This window comes from Magnetococcales bacterium (assembly GCA_015231175.1).
Lineage (GTDB): Bacteria > Pseudomonadota > Magnetococcia > Magnetococcales > DC0425bin3 > HA3dbin3.
This window is the reverse complement of record JADGBZ010000008.1, coordinates 21,678-47,487: the sequence shown is the minus strand read 5'-3', so window position 1 is coordinate 47,487 and position 25,810 is coordinate 21,678. Positions and strand designations below refer to the sequence as shown.

At 56.3% G+C, this 25,810-nt stretch carries 20 protein-coding genes, 4 tRNA genes and 1 pseudogene; 6 read left to right on the top strand and 19 right to left on the bottom strand.

Features of this window, described 5'->3' with window-relative positions; all coding sequences use genetic code 11:
• Positions 1 to 60 precede the first annotated feature (60 nt).
• The 15 genes from rpoC to HQL63_03055 form a co-directional block, all read right to left on the bottom strand.
• On the bottom strand, positions 61 to 4,209 hold the full coding sequence (gene rpoC / locus HQL63_03125; protein MBF0175829.1) for a DNA-directed RNA polymerase subunit beta': 4,149 nt from the start codon (positions 4,207 to 4,209) through the stop codon (positions 61 to 63).
• Positions 4,210 to 4,297: 88 nt separating this feature from the next.
• Entirely contained in the window at positions 4,298 to 8,386 is a 4,089-nt protein-coding gene (rpoB, locus tag HQL63_03120; protein MBF0175828.1) for a DNA-directed RNA polymerase subunit beta, read from the bottom strand.
• A 211-nt stretch (positions 8,387 to 8,597) separates the two neighbouring features.
• Positions 8,598 to 8,978 (bottom strand): 50S ribosomal protein L7/L12, encoded by a 381-nt coding sequence (gene rplL, locus HQL63_03115; GenBank protein MBF0175827.1) that lies wholly within the window; start codon positions 8,976 to 8,978, stop codon positions 8,598 to 8,600.
• 75 nt (positions 8,979 to 9,053) lie between these two features.
• On the bottom strand, positions 9,054 to 9,581 hold the full coding sequence (locus HQL63_03110) for a 50S ribosomal protein L10 (GenBank protein MBF0175826.1): 528 nt from the start codon (positions 9,579 to 9,581) through the stop codon (positions 9,054 to 9,056).
• 157 nt (positions 9,582 to 9,738) lie between these two features.
• Positions 9,739 to 10,434 (bottom strand): 50S ribosomal protein L1, encoded by a 696-nt coding sequence (locus HQL63_03105; protein MBF0175825.1) that lies wholly within the window; start codon positions 10,432 to 10,434, stop codon positions 9,739 to 9,741.
• Between the two features lie 11 nt (positions 10,435 to 10,445).
• Complete coding sequence (gene rplK, locus HQL63_03100; GenBank protein ID MBF0175824.1) at positions 10,446 to 10,877, bottom strand: 50S ribosomal protein L11; 432 nt, start codon at positions 10,875 to 10,877, stop codon at positions 10,446 to 10,448.
• 9 nt (positions 10,878 to 10,886) lie between these two features.
• Positions 10,887 to 11,417 carry a transcription termination/antitermination protein NusG gene (gene nusG / locus HQL63_03095; protein MBF0175823.1) on the bottom strand — a complete coding sequence of 177 codons (531 nt, stop codon included), beginning with the start codon at positions 11,415 to 11,417 and terminating at the stop codon, positions 10,887 to 10,889.
• 58 nt (positions 11,418 to 11,475) lie between these two features.
• On the bottom strand, positions 11,476 to 11,667 hold the full coding sequence (gene secE / locus HQL63_03090) for a preprotein translocase subunit SecE (protein MBF0175822.1): 192 nt from the start codon (positions 11,665 to 11,667) through the stop codon (positions 11,476 to 11,478).
• 81 nt (positions 11,668 to 11,748) lie between these two features.
• Positions 11,749 to 11,824, bottom strand: a tRNA-Trp gene (locus HQL63_03085).
• A gap of 47 nt (positions 11,825 to 11,871) precedes the next feature.
• Positions 11,872 to 12,027, bottom strand: coding sequence for a 50S ribosomal protein L33 (gene rpmG, locus HQL63_03080; protein ID MBF0175821.1), 156 nt, complete (start codon positions 12,025 to 12,027; stop codon positions 11,872 to 11,874).
• 119 nt (positions 12,028 to 12,146) lie between these two features.
• The gene (gene tuf / locus HQL63_03075) at positions 12,147 to 13,337 is read right to left on the bottom strand and encodes an elongation factor Tu (GenBank protein ID MBF0175820.1); all 1,191 of its coding nucleotides are present in this window, start codon (positions 13,335 to 13,337) and stop codon (positions 12,147 to 12,149) included.
• A gap of 69 nt (positions 13,338 to 13,406) precedes the next feature.
• A tRNA-Thr gene (locus HQL63_03070) sits at positions 13,407 to 13,481 on the bottom strand.
• 44 nt (positions 13,482 to 13,525) lie between these two features.
• Positions 13,526 to 13,599 (bottom strand) — tRNA-Gly (locus HQL63_03065).
• Positions 13,600 to 13,654: 55 nt separating this feature from the next.
• Positions 13,655 to 13,739, bottom strand: a tRNA-Tyr gene (locus tag HQL63_03060).
• A 158-nt stretch (positions 13,740 to 13,897) separates the two neighbouring features.
• A complete protein-coding gene (locus HQL63_03055; protein ID MBF0175819.1) occupies positions 13,898 to 14,464 on the bottom strand; it encodes a helix-turn-helix transcriptional regulator in 567 nt (188 codons plus the stop codon).
• Positions 14,465 to 14,923: 459 nt separating this feature from the next.
• Here HQL63_03055 and HQL63_03050 point away from each other — a divergent pair, with 459 nt between their 5' ends.
• A complete protein-coding gene (locus HQL63_03050) occupies positions 14,924 to 15,520 on the top strand; it encodes a peroxiredoxin (GenBank protein MBF0175818.1) in 597 nt (198 codons plus the stop codon).
• Positions 15,521 to 15,583: 63 nt separating this feature from the next.
• On the top strand, positions 15,584 to 16,162 hold the full coding sequence (locus tag HQL63_03045; protein ID MBF0175817.1) for a superoxide dismutase [Fe]: 579 nt from the start codon (positions 15,584 to 15,586) through the stop codon (positions 16,160 to 16,162).
• 253 nt (positions 16,163 to 16,415) lie between these two features.
• On the opposite strand, the gene HQL63_03040 is transcribed toward HQL63_03045, so the two are convergent.
• From HQL63_03040 to HQL63_03030, 3 genes are all read right to left on the bottom strand, one after another.
• Positions 16,416 to 17,951 carry a YifB family Mg chelatase-like AAA ATPase gene (locus HQL63_03040; protein MBF0175816.1) on the bottom strand — a complete coding sequence of 512 codons (1,536 nt, stop codon included), beginning with the start codon at positions 17,949 to 17,951 and terminating at the stop codon, positions 16,416 to 16,418.
• A 5-nt stretch (positions 17,952 to 17,956) separates the two neighbouring features.
• The gene (locus HQL63_03035; GenBank protein ID MBF0175815.1) at positions 17,957 to 19,420 is read right to left on the bottom strand and encodes a glycosyltransferase family 39 protein; all 1,464 of its coding nucleotides are present in this window, start codon (positions 19,418 to 19,420) and stop codon (positions 17,957 to 17,959) included.
• 204 nt (positions 19,421 to 19,624) lie between these two features.
• Positions 19,625 to 20,161, bottom strand: a complete 537-nt coding sequence (locus HQL63_03030; protein MBF0175814.1) for a hemerythrin domain-containing protein — start codon at positions 20,159 to 20,161, stop codon at positions 19,625 to 19,627.
• Positions 20,162 to 20,891: 730 nt separating this feature from the next.
• Here HQL63_03030 and HQL63_03025 point away from each other — a divergent pair.
• The 4 genes and pseudogenes from HQL63_03025 (at position 20,892) to HQL63_03010 (ending at position 24,236) form a co-directional block, all read left to right on the top strand.
• Entirely contained in the window at positions 20,892 to 21,110 is a 219-nt protein-coding gene (locus tag HQL63_03025; protein MBF0175813.1) for a hypothetical protein, read from the top strand.
• A gap of 468 nt (positions 21,111 to 21,578) precedes the next feature.
• Positions 21,579 to 21,911, top strand: coding sequence for a hypothetical protein (locus HQL63_03020; GenBank protein ID MBF0175812.1), 333 nt, complete (start codon positions 21,579 to 21,581; stop codon positions 21,909 to 21,911).
• Positions 21,912 to 22,002: 91 nt separating this feature from the next.
• Positions 22,003 to 22,855 (top strand): annotated as a pseudogene (locus HQL63_03015) (Rpn family recombination-promoting nuclease/putative transposase).
• A gap of 31 nt (positions 22,856 to 22,886) precedes the next feature.
• Complete coding sequence (locus HQL63_03010) at positions 22,887 to 24,236, top strand: hypothetical protein (protein MBF0175811.1); 1,350 nt, start codon at positions 22,887 to 22,889, stop codon at positions 24,234 to 24,236.
• Here HQL63_03010 and mltF read toward each other — a convergent pair.
• Entirely contained in the window at positions 24,190 to 25,623 is a 1,434-nt protein-coding gene (mltF, locus tag HQL63_03005) for a membrane-bound lytic murein transglycosylase MltF (GenBank protein MBF0175810.1), read from the bottom strand. The two genes, HQL63_03010 and mltF, sit on opposite strands and share 47 nt — an antisense overlap.
• Positions 25,624 to 25,810 lie beyond the last annotated feature (187 nt).

Below are 25,810 nucleotides of genomic sequence, written 5' to 3'. Positions count from 1 at the left end.
AAGATAAGCTATTATACACGGAAGTCAACCACCTTTTTTAAAAAATAGTTAATTCCGCCTTCAACCCTTGCCGACCTGGCTCCCGCCTTCTTTGTTCGAATCAGGCTGCATAACTTTCATAAGACCAGCAGCGCGCCCCGTCCCGGCTGGGATCAACCGTCCAACAATGACGTTCTCCTTCAAGCCGTTCAAGGTATCTGCTCGACCCGAGATGGATGCCTCCGTCAAGACCCGCGTCGTCTCTTGGAAAGAGGCCGCCGATATGAACGACGGCGTCGACAACGAGGCTTTGGTGATACCCAACAACAACGGGAACGATGTCGCGATCCGTCCCGAATGGGCCAGTGCCTTGAGATTTTCTCGATCGAACTCACTCTTCTCAACCGATTCACCGGCTACAAAGGTGGTGTCTCCCGGATCGACGATGGCCACTTTTTGCAACATCTGGCGCACGATCACCTCGATGTGTTTGTCGTTGATGCGCACGCCTTGCAGTCGATAAACCTCTTGGATCTCGTTCACCATGAAGCGGCACAGCTCCTCCAGCCCCAAAATCTTAAGGATATCCTGGGGCACAGGAGAACCTTCCATCAGTGGTTCGCCACGCCGAACATAATCACCTTCATTGACAGCCAACTGTTTCCCTTTAGGCAGCATGTACTCCCGGGGTTCCCCCACCTCTGCCGTCACAATGACGCGGCGTTTGCCCTTGAGATCCTTGCCGAACGAAACCACCCCCTCATTCTCGGAGATGATCGCGTACTCTTTGGGCTTGCGCGCTTCAAACAACTCAACCACCCGTGGCAAACCGCCCGTGATATCACGAGTCTTGGATGTCTGACGAGGAACCTTGGCAATGATGTCACCGGCCAGGACATGATCCCCTTCCATGGCCATGATCACCGCACCGACCGGCAGGAAATAACGCACCTCCGCACCGTTGGGCATCACCAGGGTTTCACCGGACTCCGGATGTTTCAGGGTCAGGCGTGGTCGCATGTCGGTCTTGCGCCCCTGACTCTTCCAGTCCGTCACCTCACGGGAACTCAATCCCGTCGTTTCGTCGATCGTCTCCCGCAGGGTGTGGTTTTCCACCAGATCGCCAAACTTGATGATACCCTCGATTTCCGTGATGATCGGCGAGGAGAAGGGATCCCATTCGGCAAAAGTATGGCCCTTTTCAACACGTTGACCATCACCCACCATCAAACGACAGCCATACGGAACACGATGCCGTTCCCGTTCCCGGCCCAGTTCCAACTCAGATATCATGGCTTCACCGCCACTTTCGACACCATCCACGGAGCGTACCTCATGGATGGAGACCTCGCCATTGCGGGAGAGCACCACATACCGTCCATTTCGGTCCTGCACCGTTGTGAGATTGTGAAAACGGGCCACGCCGCCATGCAGCGAATCCAGAGAGGATTGCTCCACCTTCCGTGAAGCCGTACCACCAATGTGGAAGGTACGCATGGTCAATTGGGTTCCCGGTTCACCGATGCTCTGCGCCGCGATGACACCGACGGCCTCACCGATGGTGACCTTGGTACCCCGCGCTAGATCGCGTCCGTAGCACTTGACGCAAACGCCCCGTTCCGTTGCGCAGGTCAGGGGCGAACGAATCTTGATGCTCTCCACGTTGGAGTTTTCGATCCGCTCCACATCGTCCTCGTCAAGGATTCTGCCGCACTCAGCCAGCTTTTCGTCCGTAATCGGATCCACCACATCTTCCAGCGGGGTGCGTCCCAACACACGATCCGCCAGGGACTCCACCACATCGTTCCCTTCCAGGAGGGCCGTGGCCGTCAACCCCTCCGAGGTACCACAATCTTCTTCCCGCACGATGCAATCCTGGGCCACATCCACCAACCGCCGCGTCAAGTACCCAGAGTTGGCCGTCTTGAGGGCCGTGTCGGCAAGACCTTTGCGTGCGCCATGGGTCGAGATGAAGTACTGCAGCATCGTCAACCCTTCGCGAAAGTTCGCCGTGATGGGGGCTTCAATGATTTCGCCGGATGGTTTGGCCATCAAACCGCGCATCCCGGCCAACTGCCGGATTTGGGCCGCCGAACCTCTGGCCCCGGAGTTCGCCATCATGAAAATGGAGTTGAACGACAACTGCTCGCGCCCCTCCTCCATGCTCTCCGACGAAATCCCCTTCATCATTTCGTCGGCAACCCGCTCCGTGCAGTGGGACCAGATATCGATCACCTTGTTGTATTTTTCACCTTCGGTGATCAAGCCTTCGATGTACTGGCGCTCGATCTCCTTGACCTTCTCCTGAGAGTCCTCCACCAAAGCCCGCTTGCTTTTGGGAATCACCATGTCATCCTTGCCGAACGAGATGCCGGCCCGGGCAGCAAAACTGAAACCCACGGTCATCAGACGGTCAGCAAAGATGACCGTCTCTTTGGTGCCACAGTTGCGGTAGACCACATCAATCAGTTTGGCGACCTCTTTTTTGGTCATAAGCCGATTGATCAGATCGAAAGGAATCTGTTCAGGGAAAATTTCCGTCAACAAAATGCGGCCCACCGTGGCCTTCTGCCGCGTCCCCCGAAACCGGCAGGTGATGGAGGCGTGCAGGCCGACCGCACCAGAGTCGTAGGCCTGGCGAACCTCCAGGGGTGAGGAGAAGATCATCCCCTCTCCCAACACGTTCAACCGTTCCGAGGTCATGTAATACAAGCCCAGAATGATATCCTGGGTCGGCACGATGATTGGTTTACCGTTAGCGGGCGAGAGAATGTTGTTCGTCGACATCATCAGGACGCGCGCTTCGATCTGAGCCTCGATGGAGAGCGGAACATGCACGGCCATCTGGTCCCCGTCAAAGTCGGCATTGAAAGCCGTACACACCAGAGGATGCAGCTGAATGGCCTTCCCCTCGATCAATTTCGGCTCAAACGCCTGGATGCCGAGCCGGTGCAGCGTCGGCGCCCGGTTGAGCATGACGGGGTGTTCGCGGATCACCTCTTCGAGAATATCCCACACCTCGCTCTTTTCTTTCTCCACCATGCGCTTGGCCGCCTTGATGGTGGTGGCCAACCCGCGCTCTTCCAGCCGGTTGTAGATGAAGGGCTTGAACAACTCCAACGCCATTTTTTTCGGCAGGCCGCACTCATGCAGCTTGAGATCCGGCCCCACCACGATCACCGACCGCCCCGAATAGTCCACCCGCTTGCCAAGCAGATTCAGGCGGAAGCGACCTTGTTTTCCTTTCAACATCTCCGAAAGGGATTTGAGCGGTCGCTTGTTGGTTCCAGTGATGACCCGCCCCCGCCGGCCATTGTCGAACAAGGCATCCACGGACTCCTGCAACATCCGCTTTTCATTGCGAATAATGATATCGGGAGCCTTCAACTCGAACAGTCGTTTGAGCCGATTGTTGCGATTGATCACCCGCCGGTAGAGATCATTCAAATCGGAGGTCGCAAAACGACCGCCATCCAGGGGCACCAGGGGTCGCAACTCTGGCGGTATCACCGGAATGGTCTCCAGGATCATCCACTCCGGACGGTTCCCAGACTCCTGGAACGCCTCCAGGGTGTGCAGGCGCTTGACAATTTTTTTCCGCCGCGCTTCCGAATTGGTCGCCGCCAGTTCATCCCGCAACCGGATGATATCCTCTTCGACATTCAACCGGGAGAGCATCTCCCGAATGGCTTCGGCGCCAATCCCAGCTGTAAACTCGTCGCCATACTCATCCTGCATCTGACCGAATCGATCCTCTGTGAGCAGGTCACCTTTTTTCAAGGGGGTCATGCCGGGTTCGAGGACGACAAAATTTTCAAAATAGAGAACCCGCTCCAAATCCTTGAGGGTCATATCCAGGAGCAGGCCGATACGACTGGGCAGGGATTTCAGGAACCAGATGTGGGCCACGGGCGACGCCAGTTCGATATGCCCCATGCGCTCGCGGCGAACCTTGGACTGAATGACCTCGACGCCACACTTTTCGCACACCACGCCCCGATGTTTCAGGCGTTTGTACTTGCCGCAGAGGCACTCATAATCCTTGACCGGACCAAATATTTTAGCACAAAAAAGCCCATCCCGTTCCGGTTTGAAGGTCCGGTAGTTGATGGTCTCGGGTTTCTTGACCTCCCCAAACGACCAGGAGCGGATCTTCTCTGGCGACGCGATGGATATTTTGATCCCATCAAAACTCTGACCCAACACTGGCCGGGAAAAAAGTTTGAACAGATTTTGATTCAATTGACGCCTCCGGTCGATCTGCGCGGATCCACCCCTCCCCCCACGGCCACGCCGTGGCCAAGGGGGAGAACGATGGTCATTCCGGGGTCCTTACCAGTGAAACATCCAGGGCAAGAGACTGCAACTCCTTGACCAGGACGTTGAAGGATTCAGGAATTCCCGCCTCAAACGTATCATCACCCTTGACGATGGACTCGTATATCTTGGTGCGTCCAGCCACGTCATCGGACTTGACCGTCAACATTTCCTGCAGGGTGTAGGAGGCGCCATAAGCCTCCAGGGCCCAGACTTCCATCTCGCCAAACCTCTGTCCACCGAATTGGGCCTTGCCCCCCAGAGGTTGCTGGGTCACCAGGGAGTAGGGTCCAATGGATCGGGCGTGGATCTTGTCGTCGACCAGGTGGTGGAGTTTGAGGATGTAGATGTAGCCGACAGTCACCGGCCTGTCGAAATAATCTCCCGTCCGTCCATCCACGAGGCGCACCTGGCCGGAGGGGGGCAAACCCGCCTGTTCTAGCCAACTGACGATCTCCTCTTCGCGGGCGCCGTCAAACACGGGGGTCGCTGCCGGGACGCCCTCCTTGAGGTTGTCGGACAGATTCAGAATTTCCGCATCGGTCAACTCGTTCAAGGGAGTGGCTTGATCTTCATGGTTGTAGATGGTCAGCAAGTAGTTGCGCAAATTTTCGACAGACTCTCCCTGGCGGCATTTTTCCAGAAGCTTGCCAATTTTCTTTCCCAGGCCTTTGGCGGCCCAGCCCAGATGGGTCTCCAATATCTGTCCCACATTCATGCGCGAGGGCACACCCAGCGGGTTCAACACGATATCGACCGGCTGGCCATCCTCAAGATAGGGCATATCCTCCACGGGATTGATTTTGGAAATGACGCCCTTGTTGCCATGACGTCCGGCCATTTTATCGCCGGGCTGCAACTTACGTTTGACGGCGATGTACACCTTGACCATCTTCAGAACGCCCGGGGGGAGATCATCCCCTCGTTCCAACTTCTCCACCTTGCTCTCAAAGCGTTTTTGCAAACGTTGCCCCGCCTTCAGCACCTGGGCACGAATTCCCTCGATTTGCTGGGTGACCACGTCATCGTCAAGGAGCACATCCTGGAGATCCCGGTTGCTGGCGTTCCGCAGCCAATGCTCCTCGATCGTATGACCGGATTGCAAGCGGGGTGCGGAGCGGACTGCTTTGTGGAGCATGAGGCGCCGGATACGATCATCCGCATCATTTTCGATGATACGACGTTCGGCGACCATATCCTTGCGCAAGGCGGCGATCTCTTCTTCGTCGATCTGTTTGGCCCGGTCATCCTTCTCCAGGCCACGCCGGGAGAAGACCCGCACATTAACCACGGTGCCGGAGATACCCGGTGGCAGTCGCAGGGAGGTATCTCGCACATCAGAGGCCTTTTCGCCGAAGATGGCGCGCAGAAGCTTCTCTTCCGGGGTGAGCTGCGTTTCCCCTTTGGGGGTCACCTTGCCAACCAGGATATCCCCGGCGTTGACATCGGCGCCGACATAGATGATCCCGGACTCATCCAGGTTGCTCAGGGCCTCTTCGCCCACATTGGGCATATCCCGTGTGATCTCTTCCGGCCCCAACTTGGTATCACGGGCCATGACTTCAAATTCATCGATATGGATCGAGGTGAATACATCATCCTGGACCAGTCGTTCCGAGATCAGGATGGAGTCTTCAAAGTTATAGCCATTCCACGGCATGAAGGCGACCAGAACGTTCCGTCCCAGGGCCAGCTCTCCCCACTGGGTGCTGGGTCCGTCGGCAACGATGTCACCCTTGCGGACACGGTCACCCGCCCTGACCAAAGGCACCTGGTTGATACAGGTATTCTGGTTGGAGCGGGCAAATTTGGTCAGATTGTAGATATCGACGCCCGGTTCGCTGGAACCAGGCTCTTCGTCGGCCTTGATAACGATGCGGGAGGCATCCACCTCTTCCACCACCCCATTTCGACGGCTGACGATGGTCACGCCTGAATCCCGTGCCACGACAGGTTCCATGCCAGTGCCTACCAGCGGCGCGTCGGTCTTGATCAACGGCACCGCCTGACGTTGCATGTTGGAGCCCATCAGAGCGCGGTTGGCGTCATCGTTTTCCAGGAAGGGAATCAGCGCCGCCGCCACCGAAACGATCTGTTTGGGGGAGACGTCCATATACTGGATGCGGTCTGGGGTGGCGATGGTAAACTCCAGCTTGTGCCGACACTGGACAACATCGCTGACGAACCGTTTTTCGTGATCGAGGATCGCATTGGCCTGGGCGATGACAAAATTTTCCTCCTCGATGGCCGAGAGGTAGTCGACATCGTCCGAGACCCGGCCATCCGCGACCCGCCGATAAGGGCTCTCAATGAAGCCGAAGGCATTGATTCGGGCGAAGGTCGAGAGGCTGTTGATCAGGCCGATGTTCGGTCCTTCCGGCGTCTCGATCGGGCAGATACGGCCATAGTGGGTCGGGTGAACGTCGCGCACTTCAAAACCGGCCCGTTCCCTGGTCATACCACCCGGTCCCAGAGCCGACAGTCGACGTTTGTGGGTGATCTCAGACAACGGATTGGTCTGATCCATGAACTGGGAAAGCTGACTGGACCCAAAAAATTCGCGTATCACCGCCGAAAACGGCTTGGAATTCAGCACGTCATGCGGCATCAAATTTTCCGGCTCTGTGGACGAGAGTCGCTCACGAATAGCCCGCTCCATCCGCACCAACCCGATGCGCACCTGGTTCTCCAGGAGTTCTCCCACCGAACGCACCCGCCGGTTTCCGAGGTGGTCGATATCGTCCACCTTGCCGTGACCATCCTTCAACTTCAAAAGGATATCCACCACGCCGAGGATATCTTCCTTACGCAGGATGCGTATATTCAGGTCGCACTCCAGGCTGAGGCGTTTGTTCATCTTAAGGCGGCCCACCGTGGAGAGATCGTAGCGGTCAGCCTTGAAGAAAAGATTGGTGAACAGGTTTTTGGCCGCTTCGATGGTGGGGGGCTCCCCAGGCCGCATCATGCGATAGATATCGATCAGGGCCTCGTCCTGGCTCAAATTCTTGTCAAGGTCCAGTGTGTTGCGCAGGTAGGGGCCCACGTTGACATAATCGATGAAGAGGGTAACGATCTCCTCAATACCATTATCTTCAAAAACGCTGAGCATCGCCTCCGTGATTTCGGCCCCAGCCTCGGCGATCAACTCACCGGCATTATTTTGCATATTATGGGCGAGAAAACGCCCGACCAGATCTTCGGCAGGAACCTGGATCCAGTCCAGCCCCTCGGATTGGAGTCTTTTGATGGACCGGGCAGAGATTTTGCGTTTGGCCCGGATGATCTCCTCTCCGGTTTGGGGATGCACGATGGCGTAGTTGAGGCGGCTGCCCAGCAACTGGTCGGGATTGAGCCGTTTCTCCCATAAAACGCCCTTTTTCCGGAAGGGTTCCGTGTCATAGAACCGCGCCAGCATCTCCTCGGGATTCATACCCAGGGCACGCAACAACGTCGTGACCGGCATCTTGCGGCGTCTGTCGATCCGGGCGTAGAGCAGATCCTTGGGGTCGAATTCAAAATCCAGCCACGAGCCACGGTAGGGAATAATCCGGGACGAAAAGAGCAACTTGCCCGAGCTATGGGTCTTGCCTCGGTCATGATCAAAAAACACGCCGGGCGACCGATGCATCTGCGATACAATTACCCGCTCCGTGCCATTGACGATAAAAGTCCCGGTGTCCGTCATCAGGGGGATCTCCCCCAGGTAGACATCCTGTTCCTTGATCTCCTTGATCGTTTTGGCGCCGGTATCCTCATTTTCCTCCCACAGCACCAGGCGCAGGATCACCTTCAACGGCGCCGAAAAGGTCATGCCGCGGGCAAGGCACTCGTCTTCATCGTATTTGGGTTCCCCGAGAGAAAAATTGACATACTCCAGGGTCACGGCGCCGGCGTAATCATGTATGGGAAAAACCGACTGAAAAACCGCATGGAGGCCTGCATCATCCCGGCTGTCCGGAATGTTGCTCATCTGCAGAAACCGTGCAAAGGACTCTTTTTGGATGGCAATCAGGTCTGGAATATCAATGATTGTTGGAATCCGGCCGAAATTTTTGCGCAAACGCTGTTTTTCGGTAAAGCTCAGTGACATCGGATTTCCTCTGCCGACTTTGAAAACTGGCCAAGCTCGCACCGATCACGAAACCGGCAGCAACTGACTTCTCCGGAACACGCCGCACGCGCCATCATGCGCCACAGCCGCCCGGTACGCACCCGTCGAGTCGATGCATGGCACCCCGCTTTCGGGAGAGAGTGATCTTCCCGAAAGCGGGGTTTACGAACAAAGCAAACGCTTGGTTTTTTTACTTGAGTTCAACCTTGGCGCCAGACTCTTCCAACTCCTTCTTGAACTTCTCGGCATCTTCCTTGCTGACCCCCTCTTTGACAACTTTTGGGGCACCTTCCACCAGATCCTTGGCTTCCTTGAGGCCCAGGCCGGTGATGGCCCGAACGGCCTTGATCACATGGATTTTCTTGTCGCCGGCATCCGTCAAAATCACATCGAAGGCGGTTTTTTCTTCGGCGGGCGCCGCAGCGGCGCCACCACCGGCCCCTGGGGCCGCGACAGCCACGGCAGCAGGAGCCGCCGAGACGCCAAACTTGGTTTCCAGCGCCTTGACCAGCTCGGACAGCTCAAGGACTGTCATCTTTTCGATTTCTGCAATCAACTCTTCACGGGACAGGGCCATGTTCAACTCCTGAAAATTTTTCAAAACACCATGTTGTTGACAGGTTGCGAGCCATCCGAGGGGATCGGCTCAGGCCGCCTGCTGTTCTTCCTTTTGTTTCTGGATCTGGGCCAGGACACGGACAAAACTCCCCGGCACGGCAGCCAAAACCCCGACGAAACCCTGGATCGGCGCATTCATCGATCCAAGCATCCGGGCCAGCAGAACTTCCCGCGACGGCAATCTGGCGAGCGCGGTAATCCCCTGGGCATCCACAAGTTTTCCGTCCAGGACACCACCCACAATCTGCAAATTGGGATGACCACTGGCAAACCCGTCCAGTACCCTGGCCGGTGCCACGGGATCCATGGACGTGGCCAAACCGGTTGGTCCGGTCAGCAGGGATGCAAGTCCCGCAAAGGGGGTTCCCTCCGCAGCGCGTTTGGCCAGGGTATTTTTGACCACCCTGAACTCACTTCCCGACTCCCGAAACTTTTTGCGCAGCTCGGTCATCTCGCCGACGGTCATGCCGCGATAATGGGCCACGACCGCCACCTTGGACCGTTCCAGTGTGGCACGCACATCGTCGATGACCTGACTTTTCTCCTCCCGATTCACGTTGGTCTCCTCCTTTTGGCTCCCCTGGGGTTGCATCTGTCCAACGCAAAAGGCGCCTGGGGCCCGGGGTTCCTTTTGTCTCGGCAGGCCGAATGATCATTTACGAGACCCGACGGAGGGACTCACCTGCTGTCTTGGACCCTAAATCCGGATCGTCTCACGACGTCAGCGAGTGCGGATCAACCTTGACGCCCACACCCATGGTCGTGGAGACGGATATTTTTTTGATGAACGTTCCTTTGATGGTGGAGGGGCGCAACTTCTGGATGGTCTCAACCATGACCTTGATATTGTCCGCCAATTGTTCAGCCGCAAAGGAGGCTTTGCCGATTCCTGCGTGGAGGATGCCGGCTTTCTCCACCCGGAAGGCCACCTGCCCGCCTTTGATCTCGCGCACCACCTTGGCGACATCGAAGGTCACGGTGCCCAATTTGGGGTTGGGCATCAAACCACGGGGACCGAGAACCTTGCCAAGCCGACCCACCACACCCATGACATCCGGGCAGGCAACCGTCCGATCAAAGTCCGTCCAGCCGCCCTGGATTTTTTCGACCAGTTCATCGGAGCCGGCATAATCCGCCCCAGCTTCCAGCGCCTCGGCCACCTTGTCTCCTTTGGCGAAGACAAGGACACGCACCACCTTGCCGGTGCCGTTGGGCAGGATGGCCGTACCACGGATCATCTGGTCGGCATGGCGAGGATCCACGCCCAGGTTAAGGGCAATTTCCACGGTCTCGTCAAACTTGGCTGTTGCACCCTCTTTTAAGATCCCCACCACCTCAACCAGGGGGTAGGCCTTGGTGCGATCCAAAGTTTCATAGATTTTTTTGAGCCGTTTACCGCGTTGCGCCATGGTCTCTTACCTCACTCGACAATCTGTAGGCCCATGGAACGGGCAGAACCGGCGATGGTGCGCTTGGCCCCTTCCAGATCCTTGGCATTCATGTCCGGCATTTTGGATTTGGCGATCTCCTCGATCTGCGCCCAAGTCACCTTGCCGGCCAAGGGTGGCCGCCCAGGCGTTGCCGAACCCTTCTCCACGCCGGCGACCTTCTTCAGAAAGTAGGCGGCAGGCGGCGTGCGCAACTCAAACGTGAAGGTGCGATCCTGGAAGACCGTGATCACCACCGGAATCGGGGTAGCCGGCTCCATACCCTGCGTTCTGGCATTGAAGGTTTTGCAAAACTCCATGATGTTCAGCCCATGCTGGCCCAGGGCCGGACCAACCGGCGGACTCGGCTTGGCGGCTCCGGCGGGAACCTCCAATTTGATGTAGGCCGTGATTTTCTTTCCCATGTTTTTTCCCTACAGTTTCTCGACCTGGACAAATTCCAATTCCACCGGGGTGGCGCGACCGAATATGCTGACCGAAACCTTCAACCGGGTTTTGTCTTCATCCACCTCTTCGACAACCCCATTGAAGGAGACGAACGGACCATCCACCACACGCACACTCTCACCCACCGAAAATTGCACCTTCGGCTTGGGTTTTTCCATACCATCTTCGACTTGGCGCAAAATCTTGTCGACCTCACGGTCACCCAACGGCTGGGGGCGCCCACCACCACCCAAAAACCCCGTCACTTTCGGGATTTCGTTGACCATGTGCCAGGTTTCATCGTTCAACTCCATGCGGACCAGGACATAGCCCGGGAAAAACTTCCGTTCGGAGGTGACCTTCTTCCCTTTGCGCAGCTCGACAACGTCCTCAGACGGAACCAGGATTTCGTCAAACATATGCGCCCGACCGGTCAGGCGAATACGCTCCTCCAGGGCCTGTTTGACCTTCTTTTCAAACCCGGAGTAGGCATGGATGACGTACCACTTCTTGGCCATGGATGACTCTTGACGACTTCTCTTCAGGCTGTATTGAATCAACGCTTCCGAAGCGGCATCAGCCGACAACCAAACGCACCAGGAGCGACAAAACGCTATCGATCAACCACAGGAACAGAGAGACCAGAAAAACCATGGCGAGAACAAGGATGGTCGTATTGCTGGTATCCTTCCGGGTGGGCCAAACCACTTTTCGCAACTCGTTGCGGACGTCGGAAAGATACTGCTTGACCTCGGATACTTGAATCATGTCGAACCGACTTTTCCTTGAGGGGACCGGCTGTGAACAATCAAAAATCCCGACCTGCACTGGCGACACAGGCTGCTGCGGTGGCAGGACAGGAGGGACTCGAACCCCCAACCGCCGGTTTTGGAGACCGATGCTCTACCACTTGAGCTACTGTCCTTCACTAACAGCCGCCGCCCCCCTGTCACACCCATGAAACCGGACAGTCTACTTGATCTTCCCTTCTTTGTGAAGGGTGTGTTTGCGACAGAACGGACAGTATTTGCGCAGGGCCAACTTCTCCGGCTTGGTACGTTTATTTTTGTCCGTCGTATAGTTGCGCCGCTTGCACTCTTCGCAACTGAGGCTGATCAGATCACGCATACAAAAATCCTCCGAGACCGAATTCTCAGCCCCGTTACCCTCGCATGGGGTTGCAAAGACGAAACCAGCGGGATCTTGTTCAAGACCCCGCCGGCCAAGCCAGACATCAAGGCCAACTTCTATTCGATAACCGTCGCGACCACACCGGCACCAACGGTCCGGCCACCCTCACGAATGGCAAAACGCAACCCCTGCTCCATGGCGATAGGGGAGATCAACTCCACTTCCAGGGAGATTTTGTCTCCTGGCATCACCATTTCCATACCCTCGGGCAGCTTCAGGATACCGGTCACGTCCGTGGTCCGGAAATAAAACTGCGGGCGATAGTTGGAGAAGAAAGGAGTGTGACGGCCACCCTCTTCCTTGGTCAGAATGTAGCACTCTGCCTTGAATTTCTTATGCGGAGTGATCGAGCCGGGCTTGGCCAAAACCTGTCCGCGCTCGACTTCGTCGCGCTTGGTGCCGCGCAGGAGGACGCCGATATTGTCGCCGGCCTGTCCCTGATCCAAGAGCTTCCGAAACATTTCAACGCCGGTGCAGATGGTCGAGGTCGTGGGCTGAAAACCAACGATTTCAACACTCTCACCAACTTTAACGATGCCGCGCTCCACACGTCCCGTCACCACCGTACCGCGCCCAGAGATGGTAAAAACATCCTCGATGGGCATCAGGAAGGCGCCCTCCAGGGGGCGTTCCGGCAGGGGAATATAGCTGTCCACGGCATCCATCAACTTTTCGATGGCGCCCTTACCCATCTCACCCGCATCCCCTTCCATGGCCTTCAGGGCGGAGCCCACCACGATGGGAATGTCGTCACCCGGAAACTCATAGAGGGAGAGGAGTTCACGCACTTCCAGTTCGACGAGTTCCAAAAGCTCCGGGTCGTCCACCTGGTCAGCCTTATTCATGAAGACCACCAGAGCCGGAACACCGACCTGACGCGCCAGGAGGATATGCTCCCTCGTCTGGGGCATAGGGCCGTCAGCGGCGGAGACCACAAGGATGGCACCATCCATCTGGGCGGCGCCGGTAATCATATTCTTGATGTAGTCCGCATGGCCCGGACAGTCCACATGGGCATAATGACGCTTTGCGGTCTGGTACTCCACATGGGCGGTCGAGATGGTGATGCCACGTTCGCGCTCTTCCGGGGCCGCATCGATCTTGTCGTAGGCCATGAACTCGGCCCATCCCTTCTCCGCCAAGACCTTGGTGATGGCCGCCGTCAGCGTCGTCTTGCCATGGTCCACGTGGCCGATGGTACCAATGTTCACATGCGGCTTTGTTCGCTCGAATTTCGCTTTGGACATGCCAATTTCTCCCAACTCATAATAAGGCGGTGATATGTTCTCAGGTGGCCAGTTCCGCAAAGTTGATGATGGAGCCCATGATCGGGATTGAACCGATGACCTCTTCCTTACCAAGGAAGTGCTCTACCACTGAGCTACATGGGCAAACCTGCTGCGATAAAGTCGCCTACACAACAAAGCTTCCAAGCTGGAGCGGGTGGGGGGAATCGAACCCCCGTGATCAGCTTGGAAGGCTGACGTTCTACCATTGAACTACACCCGCCTGTTCAAGCCCCACCCCTTCCCCTTTCCAGAGCCCCCTGCAACAACGCAAGAGGTGGTGGAGGGGGAAGGATTCGAACCTTCGAAGGCTGAGCCGGCAGATTTACAGTCTGCTCCCTTTGGCCGCTCGGGAACCCCTCCAAGAATAGCCAAGCAGAGTTACCAGAAAGCAACACCAGGGTCAAGGGTATATAATTCTTTTCTCGACACGGCACCCACATCCAACCCCGAAAAAACACCCCGAACGCAAAATCAAATATCCTGTTTCTATTCGAGTTTACTCGGCTGAATGATCCAAGTCAACTCACCCCGTTTTTTTTCCCGACGCCATCCAGGATCGTGACGACCCCCCATGCCTCCTCCTGGCAGGCGTTGCGGTACGAGTGCAAAACATTGCCACGAAACCGGGCACTGTCCCCGGCCCGCAAACACACGCACTCTCCAGCCACGTCAAGAATCACCTCGCCGCGCAGAATGTACAGATACTCCTCGCTCCCAGGCGGGTGGGGTTTCCCATCGTAAGTGGAATCAGGCTGCAAATGAAAGGCCTGCTGAAAAAAATGGAAAACATTGGGCGGAGAGACGGTGACCGCCCGATACACCCCATCTCCCGAACTGACCCGGGGCATCTGCTCACTGGAGTAAACCTGAATCAAATTTTCCGCCGCCTCGACCAGATCGTCCAACGGCATGCCCAACGCAGTCGCGATCCTGAACACAACCGCCAGGGATGGGTTGCCATCATCACGTTCCGCCGTTGCCAACGTGGCCCTGGGAATGCCCGCCAAGTCGGCCAGTTGTTGCTGCGTCCATTTGCGCATCGTTCGTATGGCACGGATTCGCGTACCCACCAGATTGGTGACCACCCCTGTCTCCTCCAAAAAAAATTGGTAACTATGTCAGTAACTATCCACCACCCGGCCACGCATCGGGATCCAGGGGGCTGGCTCCCTGGCAGGTCCAGGACAGAGCCCTGGTGAAAATTCGGGGCGAAGCCCTGATAAAGGCTTTCATATCCAAGCTTTTCCTGCAAGGGTGTCGAATAGTTGCAAAAAATGAAGCCATCGTCACATCCGACAAAATCACGACATTTTTGATGGTATACCATTTTTTTCTCTTGACGTATACAGCCTGTCCCATTACCATCCGTTTCCAGGCTCCAAGATGTCGAGTGAGTTCACAGGATCATCCCCACCTTGCCAAAGCTCCACTCAACCATCCAACATCGGCTCCCTTATCCAGGCAAGGCCATCGTGGCAAGTCGAATAACATGTTGTAAATCATATACATAATAAATCAAGCGTACCATTAGAGGAGAAAGCCCCATGAGTGTATTGGTGACCAAACAGGCCCCGGATTTCAAAGCCACTGCGGTGATGCCCGACAACAGCTTCAAAGAGATCTCTCTGTCCGATTACAAGGGAAAATACGTCGTCCTGTATTTCTACCCCCTTGATTTTACCTTCGTCTGCCCCTCAGAAATCATCGCCTTCGACCACCGTCTCAACGAGTTCAAATCGCGCAACACCGAAGTGATCGGCGTCTCCATCGACTCCCACTTCGTCCATCTGGCCTGGAAAAACACGGAAATCAGCAAGGGCGGTATTGGCAACGTGCAATACCCTCTGGTGGCTGACATCAACAAAGCCATCACCAAGGCTTACGATCTTGAGTTCGGTCCCGGCATTGCCCTGCGTGGTTCCTTCCTGATCGACAAGGCTGGCGTCGTTCGGCACCAGGTGGTCAATGATCTGCCCCTGGGCCGCAACGTCGATGAAATGCTGCGCATGGTTGATGCCCTGCAATTCAACGAGGAGCATGGGGAGGTCTGCCCGGCTGGCTGGCAAAAAGGCAAACCCGGCATGAAGGGCTCCACAGCTGGCGTGGCCGAATATCTGGCGCAACACGCCAACAAGCTGTAAGGAATCCTGTCGGTCGACTGACCGATTGCCATCAAACCTGCCCATTGAAGAAGGAATGACCCCATGTCGATCACCCTGCCTCCCCTCCCCTACGGAATGGATGCCCTGGCGCCCCACATCTCCAAGGAGACCCTGGAGTTTCACTACGGCAAACATCACCAGACCTACGTCACCAACTTGAATGGCCTGTTGCCCGGTTCGGAGTTCGAGGGCAAATCCCTGGACGAGATCGTTCAGCGTTCCTCGGGTGGCATGTTCAACAATGCCGCCCAGGTCTGGAACCACACCTTCTACTGGAACTGCCTCTCTCCCAAAGGGGGGGGTGAACCCAAGGGAAAGTTGGCCGATGCCATCAACGCCAAGTGGGGCTCCTTCGCCGCCTTCAAAGAGGCCTTCGGCAAGTGCGCCATCACCACTTTCGGTTCCGGTTGGGCCTGGTTGGTGAAAAATCCGGATGGTTCGCTGGATCTCCTCAGCACCAGCAATGCCGACACCCCGGTGAAACACAACAAAAAGGCCCTGCTCACCTGTGATGTCTGGGAGCATGCCTACTACATCGACTATCGCAATGCACGTCCCAAATACGTCGAAACTTTCTGGAATCTGGTCAACTGGGATTTCGTGGCCAGCAATCTGGGCTGATCCGAGCCTGGTTTGAATTAAAGAGCCGGGAGATGGTGGCCATCTCCCGGCTTTTTTTGCGACCCGTAACCATTCAGTACCCTTCCAAAAAAAACCTGGATATGAAAGCCTTCGTCAGGGCTTCGCCCCGAACCCCACCAGGACGCTGTCTAGGGCCCTGCCAGGGAGCCAGACCCCTGGACTCCGTTTCACTTACAAGATTCTGAATGGTCACTGTTTTGTGTCTTTTCAACACGACCCGACAAACATGGGTTCACGTCCCGGACGCATTCAGGCCACTCTCCAACCGATACTGGATCGCTTCTCCCAGGTGCCCGGCATGGATGCGTTCGGCCTGTTCCAGGTCGGCGATGGAGCGGGCCACGCGCAAAATGCGATGAAACCCGCGCGCCGAAAATCCCAGACGCTTGGCGGCATGGCGCAACAGCTCCGTCCCCTCCGCATCCAGGGCAGCGTGACATTCCAGATCTGCACCCTGCAAGGTGGCGTTAAGGCAACCCGGTCCATTACGTTCGCGTTGGCGATCCCGGGCAGCCATGACACGTTCCCGGACTGTTGCCGACCTCTCTCCTCCCGGCAAGTGCATCAGCTTCTCCACGGGAACCGGCGGCACCTGGATGTGAATATCGATGCGATCCAACAGGGGACCGGAAAGACGGGCCCGATAACGCGCCACCTGACTGGACGAACATCGGCACTCATGATAAGGGTCGCCCATGTGGCCGCAGGGACAGGGGTTGAAAGCGGCAATCAGTTGAAAAACGGCGGGAAAATTGGCGCTTCTTTGGGCGCGTGAGATGGTGACCATGCCCGCCTCCAAAGGTTCGCGCAAAACCTCCAGGGTGGTACGTCCAAACTCTGTCAATTCATCCAGGAAGAGCACGCCGTTGTGGGAGAGGCTGACCTCACCGGGGCGAGGAGATGAACCACCACCGATCAGGGAGATGGCGGATGCCGTGTGGTGCGGCGCACGGAAAGGGCGGGTTCCCACCAGGGGGGAGCCCTGGGTCAAGCGTCCGGCGACGGACCAAATAGCAGTCACTTCCAGGGCTTCGTCCAGGGACAAGGGCGGCAGCAAGCCGGCAATACAACGGGCCAACAAGGTCTTCCCGGATCCTGGTGGCCCGCTCATGACCAGATTGTGTCCTCCGACGGCTGCCACCTCCAGCGCTCGCTTAGCAAACTCCTGCCCTTTGACTTCGGCAAGTTCCCGTGTACCCGGATCAATGCGTCCCAGCCATTGTTGCCACTCCGTGGCCGGTAGTGGCGGCAGCGGTGGCGCCCCGCGCAGATGCGCCACCAGTTGCGTGATGGTCGCCACGGCGATGACCTGAATCCCGGGAACCAGGGCCGCCTCGGCGCCATTGGCCTCCGGAACGATGACCTCTCGGATCCCCTCCTGCCGGGCATAAAGGGCGGTTGGCAAAGACCCCGGAACGGCGTTCAGCCGCCCATCCAGGGAGAGTTCTCCCAAAAAAACACGACCCTCCGTGCTGGTGGCAGGCACAGACCCCATGGCCGCCAGCAACCCGACGGCGACCGGCAGATCGTAGCCACTCCCCTCCTTGGGCAGGTCGGCGGGGGCCAGATTGATGGTGATGCGCAAGCTGGGCAACTGAAACCCGGAGTTGCTCAAGGCGGCCCGCACCCGATCTTTCGCCTCGCGCACAGCCCCGTCAGGCAGCCCCACCATGTTCAGGGACGGCATACCCCGGCTCAGGTCCACCTCCACCTCCACCCGGCGGGCGGCGATCCCTTCCAGAGCGACGGTACCAACACGTGCCAACATGCCCATCACCTCTGTCGAACAGCCTTCGGCCCTGGTGAAACACCCACCGGCTTCCCGGTCGGCGCCGTTTTTACGGAGATGGTTTTCGAGTGAAAAAACATCCAGAGAGCATGGAAGGCCAGGAGATAAACCGCCGGCATGATGGGCAAACGATAACGGCCCATGCCATACACGGTTGAAATCAAGGTCATCTGCACAAAAAACAGGGTCAGAAACAATGAAATATGACGTTGTACACGATCCTTTCCGCGCCACATGCCCCAGGCTCCAACGACAGACAGGATCAAGAGGGCCGAATTGACGATCTTGGTCAAAATGCCCATGCCGAGTGTGACTCCGTAGCCATGGTCGAAGAGATGGCGAAAAAACGCGACCTTTTCGCTCCAGCTTCTGGAGTAGGTGGCATGTTCGCGCAGGTAGGCGTCAAATCGGGATCTCTCTTCCGGAGTGTGGAACAGGGAAAAAAAGTCCGGCGGAAATCCGATGTAGAGCGTCGGAAACATTTTGACCATGACCCAGAGAGACCAGGGAAAGGTTTCCAGAAACATTGTCTTGTTGGCTGCCTCGACGAAGGCTTCCTGTTCTTTGGTCGTTTGCAGTTTGTTCAAGTCGGCATCGAAGCGTTCATGGATCCGGCGCGATCCTTCATCCACCGAGATGGAGAGCCGTTCCGACTCCACCACGGGGAAGTGGAAACGCAGGAGATGATCCCCGCTCATACCCACAAATTTGAACAGACCTCCAGCCTGGGCGTTGCGCAGACTCCACAAACCCACCGTGGCAAAGTGGACCACCAGGATCATGGCAATGCATGCGGCCATGCGACGCCAACTGGCGCGGCGCCAGAGGTGGGCCAGAAGGGTGATGCAGACCACCATCCACAAATGCATCCCGGCGGGTCGGGCCAACTCCTGGAGGGAGATCAGGATGGCCAATACGGCAACCCGAGGATAAGTCACACCCTCCTGCAACATCCAGATCATGTGCAGCAACAGCCAGGTCACCAGCAGGTGAAACGCCGCATCGGCCATGACGGAGTTCACGGTATAGAGAAAGATCGGATCCAAAAGGACAAAAAAGGCGGCGAACACCCCTCCCCACGGGTGTAATCGTCGGCCAAGAAAAAAGGTCAAAATCACGGCAAGGCCATAGCAGGCGTTGTTCAAAACCAAAGCCCAGCGGGTCTCAGGCCCCAAGATCTCATACACGAGAGCCGCTGCCACTGGAAACAACGGAGTGCGCCAGGTGTTGGGAACAACGTTCCCCGCCGCATCGATCCTGTCTCCCATGACACCGTGTTCGTACAGATTTTTCGCCAGATTCATAAACACTTCATCTGTCGTGAACCCAACATCCGGAGCGACCTGCATGACCCGATGAAAGATGACGATCTGATAAAGAAAACCAACGATCATCATGACCATGAAGACCCAATCTGCCTTGTGCCGCCCAAGCGGACTTCCCGTCATGACCGATCCTCCCGCTGATCAAAACTGCCCCCCCCTGGACCGGAACGCTGCCCGTGTCCGCTCCGCCTACAAAAACTCCACCCGGCTCCCGGTTTCCCGAAAAAACGGAACCCTTTCTGGGCATGGCCGAGGATTCTGATTCCAATCCGGAAGTTACGCCAGGAAGAATCTGAAGGATAAGCAGGGGGTATCAGCCTCGATCCATCACACCACAGCCTGCATCTGCAACGTCAGGGCATCCCCTTCCGCTCCCAGGTGCATCTCACCCATGGCATAGAGCATTTGTTCTTCTTTGACATTATGCTGCTGCATCACCATCAGCAGGGTGCTGCAAGCCCGTGCCACGCCATGGACATCACCCCCTTCCAGGGATTGGCGCATCTGCTTCAAAATGCCCCGCATTTGCTCGTGTTCCATGCGCATCACCATGGTCGGTCCACGGGTCATACCGGTGCGGGCCTCAAATGCGGGAAAAAAGAGATCTTCCTCCATTTTGAAGTGGCGGTGCATACCTCTTTCAAAGCGCTGGAAATGCAGACGAGTTCCTTCCTTGTCACCGGCAGCGGCTTTTTCTTCCAGGGTGGTGAACACGCTGTCGCAACGCCGGTGGTCACTGGTCAAAAATTCGTTGAGGCGTCTTTTTTGCGAAGGTTTGTCCAATTTTCGTACCCAATACCTCCCCTGGCCGGACACCTCCTCCAGAGGGGCCCAGTCGAATGCCCCCCAATGCGACTTTTGCATCTCCCGCAGAAGCCCCCCGGCATCTCCAGAGATCAGAATCTCAAGCGCCTCGCCGGGTGCAGCGGCGGCAAATTTTTGTTGTAACAGCGTCCAAGCCTGGGCAGAATCGGTTCCGCTCAAATCCAATGCATCACTCATGTATCCCTTCCTCTTTTTTCTGGTCGTGCATCGTGTCGTTGTCGCACCATGCCGTTGTCACATGAACAAGGGGGCACTCCCCGCCGACATCTTCTCCGGGACCATGCCTCCGCGCCTTGACGCAAGTCAATGGGCCGCAAGCGGTTCACAGGGACAAGAGGCACCGAGAACGACAGTTTCCCCCACAGGCGCCGTGTTTTGCAGTTTCCACCTGCGCACCCCTCCCATGAAACCTGTCGGAAACCTCAAACAGTTCAGATTGTTTTCATAGATTTAAATTATAATCTTGTATTTTTTTAATATTTATTAAGTTTAAATTTAAAATCGTCCATATTCCATAAATCTTGGCAAAGCCCTTGACGACACACAAACAATGGGTTGTTTTGGCACGTCGCTGCTCGATTCCATGGAACTGGTGGGGGTAAGCCGTCCGTCGCTTAACAAGTCAAGATTTACATCTATAAATATAATAATCAACCCTTCTTGTCTGGTTGGTCGGGGCTGGGCGGTAGCTCGCATCTTATCTTAAACATATTTGTTTGAGGACAGGTTTTTTTGCTCATCGTCAGAAACCACATCGGAGGATATCAGCATGAATAGACACACCACAAACCACGGCAAACTCTCCACCACGAAATGGTTGACCGCCTCTCTGCTTCTCCTGGCGGCCCAGTCGGCCCTTCCCCCTGCCACCAAGGCCCAGGATCTGCCCGATGACTCCCATCGCAAGGCCCAGGAACTCCTGAAAGAGGCCGTCAGGATCGCGGAAGAGTCCGCCCATTCGAAGGGGGGGGTCAGAATGGAGCAGTAAAAAATGAAGAGGTGACCGGACAACGCGATTGGGCGGTGACTGTGGGGATGAGGGGGTGGTATAGCGATTATGCGACGTTTTTTGGAGCTGGTGTTGGCAGTAATGGCAAAGCAAATGGTTATGATTCTACGCCAGCGAATGGCGCCAGGGTCAATATCATCCCAAACATGTCCGTCATGTACCGGAAATTTTTTATTACAGGAAGTTATAACACAAAAAAAAATATGGCATAGATGATATGCAAACTTCCTATATTGCGACGATGGAAGACCGCCCAGATGCGCCAATTGAGATCGTACAAAACACTTTTAAGAATACACAAATTGAGAAGACAGAATACGATCTAAGTATTTGCTACATGATTTTGCCGAATTTTGGGGTTGCAGCAGGCTATAAATATTTGAACAAAGATCGAAAGTGGGACTTAGTGTCGACTAGTCCAAGTTTAATAGAAGTGACTCAGACACCATGACCGTCAAGTCGCCATTTGTTGGACTCGTCGTTGCAGCGCCTCTCTATGACCGTTTTTCGTTCATCGGAAATTTGGCTTATGGCGTCGGTGGAAAAACCAGCTACTCTGCCTCCTACGTGAGTGATGCTGTTTTCAAAAACTGCGGAACATCCTACATTTCAAGCGAGGTTGGTGTCGTCTATCGTCCGGACTTCATGCCACAAGCTGGTTTGCAGTTGGGTTATAAGTATCAAAAAATAACTGTGGAATCCCCTTTGAATACAGGCGCCGTTTATGATGAACCCGACGTCACGAAGGGTCCATTCATGGGGGTCAACTACACCTTCTAAGGCCCGATCCTGTCGGCAGAGGCATACAGCGGGTAGAACCAAACGCTGGATGCCCTTGCAGGTTGCCTCCCTTGATGAATGGAGATGACCGTTGGCGGAAATCGACTCGGGCTACAAACAGCTCTTCAGCCATGCGGAAATGGTGCTGGATCTCCTGCTGGAGTTCGTGAAAGAGGAGTGGGTTGGAGTTCCAAAGCACGGTCGATCAGTACATGGCCGTCCGGGTGCTCGTCTATGTCGGGCTGCTGTATCAGGATCTGATCAAGTCCGGGCAGATCAAAGAGGAAGATCGGCTACCGCCGGTGTTGCCGCTGGTCCTCTACAATGGGAAACCGGTATGGACGGCAGCTTTGGATGTGGAGGCGTTGATCCATCCAGCCCCCGGAGGGCTGGATCGATATCGGCCCCGGATGCGGTATCTGTTGATCGACCAGCTTCGGTATGCCAAGCTGGATCTATCCGAAAAGCAAAATCTGGCTCTGGCGTTGTGCCGTCTGGAACAGAGCCGAACGCCCGAGGAGATCCGCACAGTCGTTGGGTATCTGGTCGATTGGTTGCAGGAGCCGAAGCAGCTAAGTCTGCGGAGGGCCTTCACCGTGATGCTGGGGCGCGTTCTGCTGCCACGGCGCGTGTCGGGACAGGCGATACCGGAGTTGAATGACTTGCAGGAGGTCGATGCCATGTTGGCCGAAACTGTGCAGGAATGGACGAAGCAGTGGGAAGCGAAAGGCCGCCAGGAAGGCCGCCAGGAAGGCTTGCGTGAGGGTGAAATGAAAGGTCTTCGCGAAGGTGAAATGCGCTCCCTTCGGCGGCTCATTGAGCGACAATTTGGTGTGGTCCCGGAATGGGTCCATACAAAGCTCATCGCGGCTGACCTTGCAACCCTGGTAAAATGGGCGGAGAACATTTTGGACGCCAAGACTATCGATGATGTGTTCCAATAGGGCTACTCAATTCCCCAAGAGAGATTGAAACATGATTTCCACCAGTGGGTTACACATTGACCAAGCCCCTCCTCTCCACATACCATTCCGATTTTTTGCGACCGCTCCCTTGTTCATAGCCTGCGCGGGGGTTGTCGTTTTTGGCTGGGGCCCTGATCTCTGGCAGTTTCCCTTGTCACCCCAAACCATTGCTCTCGCCCATCTTGCCGTTCTGGGGTGGATCAGCATGGTCATGTTCGGCGCCATGTACCAGATGATTCCGGTATTGGCCGGGCTGCCCATGCCCTGGCTGCGACTGGCTCCCTGGGTCCATGCCGGGCTGATCATCGGGGTGATCACCTTTTTCCTGGAGATCGGATTTGGCCTCCACCGCTGGTTGTTGCTGGTGGCTTCAGCCGGTTTGGGCATCGCCTTGGGGTTTTTCATTTTGCAGACAGGCCGTGCCCTTGTCAAAACCACTGTCAGGCATCCCACCGTGCATGCCATGCGCATCGCCCTCCTCTCCCTGTCGGGGGTGTTGATCCTGGGTGCCATTTTTCTCGGGGAGTATGCGCACGGATTTCTGAACGTTGATCGGGAGACACTGCTCGGCATGCACCTGGTTTGGGGTCTGCTGGGGTGGATGGGCACGTTGATCATAGGCGTCTCCATGCAGGTTCTGCCCATGTTCTATGTCATGCCCATGTTTCCCGTTGCTGTTGGCAACAAAATTCTGGTCGGTCTGGGTACAACGCTCATCGCTCTGCCTGCCGCTCTGTGGTTCGCTGCGGGGCAACCGGTCTGGGTCTGGCTGACAGCGCTTCCCGCCGGCGTGGCCATCGTTTATTACGCCCTGGCCATGAAGCGAATCTTTGCCGCCCGCAAGCGTAAGATTGCGGATGTCACCTATCAGTTCTGGCTTGTTGGCCTGGGGTGTGGCGGCATCAGCCTGTTGTTGCCGATCATCTGGCCCATTACCGACGCCGAGCGTTGGCGCTTCCTTTTTGCCGTGATCTTTCTCTGGGGTGGCGTCTCCTCCATCATCTTTGGCATGCTCTACAAAATAGTTCCCTTTCTGGTTTGGTTTCACCGCTTCAGCCGCTTGGCAGGTCTGGTTCCCAACCTCCCCATGATGGATGATCTGCTCCCGGAGCGCACGACCCGCATCCATTTCGTGACCCACTGCGCCACCATCCTGCTGCTGGTGACAGGGATCAACTCGTCTTTTCCCTTGGCCCTTTCCGTGGCCGGCTTGGGCATGATTCTGTCCGGTGGCTTGTTGGCACACGCCATTTACGCCGCCACCAGCCACAAGGCACCGCCAGCCCCGGATGTACCAGACTTCAACAGTTTCTTTAAGGATTTTTCAAATCCGGAACATCCAACTGGGCCATCCGGGTAGCGCCATCGTCCGGTTGGTGCGTTTGGGCCAGAAGGGTGGAACGCCGGTTCAGCATGGCTTCGCGCTGCACCAGGACATCGTAGTAATACCTGATTTTCCGGACATAATGGACCGGCTCCATCCCCTGTGCGTAGCCGTGTTTTGTGTTGGAGTAGTAATCTTTATTGGCCAACAAGGGCAGCACTTCGCGTACCGACTTCCAGGAGTTAGGATCCTTGCCCATCGATTTGACGATCTCCCGGACATCCATCAGATGCCCGAGTCCAACGTTGTACGCCGCCAGGGCGATCCATGTTCGATCCGGATCCTTGATCTCTGGCGGCAATCGTCGTCGCATCTCAGCCAGATACCAGGCACCCGCACGGATGCTTTCGTAGGGATTTCGTCGGTTTTTCACTCCCAGCGTCGCTGCCGTTTCCTGCGTCAGCATCATGATCCCCCTGACACCGGTCGGGCTGATCGCCTGGGGATCCCAGTGGGACTCCTGATAGGCCTGCGCGGCCAGCAGGGGCCAGGGAATGCCGTAACGTCTTCCGGCATCCTTGAATCTGGCGATAAAATCAGGCAACCGTTCGTCGATACGGCGGATAAAGGCCCGGTTATCCACATAATCGTACTGGCGGCTGAGAGAACCAAAATAGCGATCTTCCAACTCTCCCAGCCGACCAGTCCTGCCCATGGCGCGGAACCATGCCGAAACCGCCTGTTGCAGTTCCACCGCTTGGCTCGGCAACACCCAGGCCAGAGATTGGGTCTCATGGACAGGGAACTTAACCACCAACTCCGGGTGATACCGCCGATTGATGTCCACGACATTGGAGTCGGCGATGGTGCAATCCACATCACCCTTCACCACCTGCTCGAAGATCCGTTCGGAAGATCGCTCCGGGTCAGATATCCAGGAGAGATCCGGAACGCCCTCCTGCAACTCCCGTAACCGTGCTTCATGGATGCTGCCGCGTGGCACGGAGAGCTTGACCTTGGCCAACTTCGGCAGGTCGGTGGGGCGCTGTCCACCGCGTCGGCAGACGACCTGTTGATCCACTTCCTGATAATCCGGCCCCAGCAAGAACTCCTTCTCCATGTCCGGGGTACGGATCAAACCGGCGGCAGCGATATCCCCCTCGCCGTCACGCAGGGCCGCCAAAATATCCTCTTGCCCATCCCGGAAGACAAAGCGCGGTACAACGCCCAGGGAGCGGGCGAAGGCAACCGCAAGCTCGTACTCAAACCCCATGCGCCGATCCGGGCCTTCATAGAGCGTCGTGGGGGCATAACGGGTAACTACCCGCAAAAACCCCCGTGCCTGGATATGATCGAGAAGCGTTTTGGATGTCACAACCGGATCTTCCTGCCTGGCGCATCCAAACAGAACGAGTGCCGACAAAACGAGGCCCATCCATGATCGGCCACGCATCCGGCACTCAGCACTTCCCGGTGTGAAACGTTTCCGCAATCCCTTGCCTCCGATTGGCCCGAACGTTTGGTATAAGGTGAGATAATAACAGATCATTTTGGTTTATAAGAAGAAAAAAATGCCATCCCATGAATTTTTTTCCTTCCATCAAAAAATA